Raw genomic sequence first — 2,960 nt, 5'->3', positions numbered from 1 at the left:
ATCGCTTATTAAATTTCCGATCACATGTAACTTATGAGCAAGTCCCATTTTAAATTGACCTTAAAAATTTTTATTAATGCTAAGACAATATACCTTAAATATTTATAAAATTTATTTATCTTTCACTACTTCTAAAAACCCAAGTCCGCAGTTCATACATCCACTACCAACTCCCACATCAAGGATCAAATTTATAAGCTCTGGCTTTGCTTTGATGTGCCATTTTGCAGGCCATGCTCTGACTGGCATATTGTTGTTACCGTAGTAAAAATAAAAAGGTTTTTGTAAATTTTGCCAAAGTAAATTTAGCTCAAACTCGCCCTCATATTTATACCCCATAAGTGTTTCAAATCTTTGAAGCGCGTTGGTTTTCATCATTTCAAGATGCCTGGAGTCTTGCGGCTCAAGATGCACTTTGTATCCCAAAAGTCCAACGACCGAACACGCAACACATCCTTGAAAAGTAGCTTCATTTTGTGAAATTTTATGCTCTTTTGCTGAGACAGATGTATCAAGCAAACAAATATTACCAAGTTTTAATCCATCTTTTAGCACAGCAAAAGCGATCGTTTTTTCAAATTCTGGTATAAATGAGCTAAATCTTATCTCTAAGCTTAAGCCATTTAACTTAAAATCAAAATTTGATCTTTTAAAATTTTTACCGCTCTCTTTATGTGTGTATCCGTCATGTTCAGCTTTTGGCAAATAACTATAAATATAGCCTTGTATGAGCTTAGATAAAGACTTTGCTATTTTTAAATTTTGAGTTGGAAGGCGTGAATTTATAATAATCATCCTTGCTCCTTTGTTATTACTAAAATGGATTATAGCTCAAAATTTTGTAAAAAATAGATAACTATATAAAATAAATTTTTTAGAATTTATTTTTTATTTTAAAATAATATGGATAAATAAAATCAAAGACTTATTCTAAAATTTAAATGCTCTTTTCTTGACATATAATAATGTTTTTTGTATAATCTCAATTCTTTTTTAAATAATCATGTCTTGCTAGCTCAGTCGGTAGAGCATCTCACTTTTAATGAGGGGGCCGTTGGTTCGAATCCAACGCAGGACACCATTTTTTGGGTTTATGACCCTTTCGTCTAGTGGCTCAGGACTCTACTTTCTCTGTGTAGGAACAGAGGTTCAAATCCTCTAAGGGTCGCCAGATATTTTAAATTTTAGGTCGCTTAGCTCAGTTGGTAGAGCGCCACCCTTACAAGGTGGATGTCATAAGTTCGAGTCTTATAGCGACCACCATTACTTTAGGTGCAGCGGTAGTTCAGTTGGTTAGAATGCCGCCCTGTCACGGCGGAGGTCGCGGGTTCGAGCCCCGTCCGCTGCGCCATCTATTTTTTATCCATTTTTTTATTTTATTTAATCCTTTTAACTCAAAAAATAGTTTTTAGAGAAATTTTACTCTAAAATTTGATTAATAATAGCCTTTTGTCTCTTTTTATAAATATTTTTTGACCAAATTTTCTATACAAAAAGCTCAAGTAATTTTACCTAACATCAAATATTAAAAATTTATAAATTTAAATAAAAGTGTGCAAAATATAAAGAAAAGTTAATATTTTTATCTCATAGTTATTAAAAAATCAATATAATCACGTAAAATAAGCAAAAAGGAAAAACATGGCACTTGAAAATGTACTAAGAGCGATTGAGGATATAAAAAATGGAAAAATGGTCGTTATGGTCGATGATGAGGACCGCGAAAATGAGGGCGATCTAGTCTTTTCAGCAGCTAGTAGCGACATGCAAAAGGTAAATTTTGCCATCACTCATGCAAAGGGTGTGCTCTGTCTTGCGATGGACGAGGCGAATGCAAAAAGGCTTGATTTGCCGCTTATGGTAGCCAAAAACACATCGAGCCATGAGACAGCTTTTACGGTCACGATCGACGCAAAAGACGCAACAACGGGCGTGAGCGCATATGAGCGCGATATGACGATCAGGCTTGCAGCTGAGGCTAGCTCAAAGCCTGAGGACTTCGTGCGCCCAGGACACATTTTCCCACTTATCGCAAAAAATGGCGGTGTGCTCGTTCGCACAGGCCACACCGAGGGCTCAGTCGATCTTTGCAAGCTTGCTGGCGTTGCTCCGATGGCTTCGATATGCGAGATCGTAAAAGAAGATGGCACAATGGCAAGACGCGACTATCTAGAGGAGTTTTGTAAGAAATTTGAGCTAAATATGATCAGTGTTTCTGACTTGGTTGAGTATAGACTAAGCCATGAAAGCCTCATAAGAGTTGGCGAGAAAAGTGATGTCAAGATCGCAGACTGTGCTGCAGTAAGATATGATATCACCGATCACAAAGGCAAAATCCACTCAGCTTATCTTTTTGGTGAGCCAAAGAGCAAGGCAAATGTCAAATTTCAAAAGATACTTGCCGATCACGAGCTTTTGAGCAGTCCAAAATACGAAGAGCTTTTAAAAACTATCAAATTTCTAAGCCAAAATGGTGGAATTTTGATCTTTTTAGATAGTGACAACTCAAATACTAGCAAAGACTACGGCATCGGAGCGCAAATTTTAAATCAATTTGGCGTAAAAGAGATCGAGCTTTTAAGCTCAAATAAAAATAAAGAATTTGTAAGCTTAGCTGGTTTTGGGCTAGATATAGTAAGCTATAAAGAAATTTAAATATCCCAAATTTAGCCAGTCCAGCTTGGTTCTGGCTAAATTTAATAATACTTCCTAGATCAAATTTTCGTAGATTACTCGCAAATTTGAGCTAACATTTCACATCAAATTTAATAAGTTTCTCTTTTGTTTAAGTTTGTCTAACATAAAATTTAGTATATAAGCCTATTTTTATGCTAAAACTAAATATTTTATTTTAAGTATATTTTATAAAATAAATCAACTCTAATTAAAAAATTTCTAATATATCGCTAATTTACATTATTTTTATAGACTTAATCATTTTATAATATAAAATATTATTG

The 2,960-nt window shown here is 34.5% G+C and carries 2 protein-coding genes and 4 tRNA genes; 5 read left to right on the top strand and 1 reads right to left on the bottom strand.

Features of this window, described 5'->3' with window-relative positions; genetic code table 11:
- Positions 1 to 111 precede the first annotated feature (111 nt).
- Entirely contained in the window at positions 112 to 795 is a 684-nt protein-coding gene (locus Q0296_RS05220; protein WP_298037504.1) for a CRISPR-associated endoribonuclease Cas6, read from the bottom strand.
- Positions 796 to 1,005: 210 nt separating this feature from the next.
- Here Q0296_RS05220 and Q0296_RS05215 point away from each other — a divergent pair.
- The 5 genes from Q0296_RS05215 (at position 1,006) to Q0296_RS05195 (ending at position 2,655) form a co-directional block, all read left to right on the top strand.
- A tRNA-Lys gene (locus Q0296_RS05215) sits at positions 1,006 to 1,081 on the top strand.
- Between the two features lie 14 nt (positions 1,082 to 1,095).
- A tRNA-Glu gene (locus Q0296_RS05210) sits at positions 1,096 to 1,171 on the top strand.
- Positions 1,172 to 1,187: 16 nt separating this feature from the next.
- Positions 1,188 to 1,263: transfer RNA gene (locus tag Q0296_RS05205), tRNA-Val, on the top strand.
- A gap of 11 nt (positions 1,264 to 1,274) precedes the next feature.
- Positions 1,275 to 1,351 (top strand) — tRNA-Asp (locus Q0296_RS05200).
- Positions 1,352 to 1,641: 290 nt separating this feature from the next.
- Entirely contained in the window at positions 1,642 to 2,655 is a 1,014-nt protein-coding gene (locus Q0296_RS05195) for a bifunctional 3,4-dihydroxy-2-butanone 4-phosphate synthase/GTP cyclohydrolase II (protein WP_298037500.1), read from the top strand.
- Positions 2,656 to 2,960 lie beyond the last annotated feature (305 nt).

This window comes from uncultured Campylobacter sp., from assembly GCF_937890585.1.
GTDB lineage: Bacteria > Campylobacterota > Campylobacteria > Campylobacterales > Campylobacteraceae > Campylobacter_A.
This window is presented reverse-complemented; position numbering and strand designations above follow the sequence as displayed.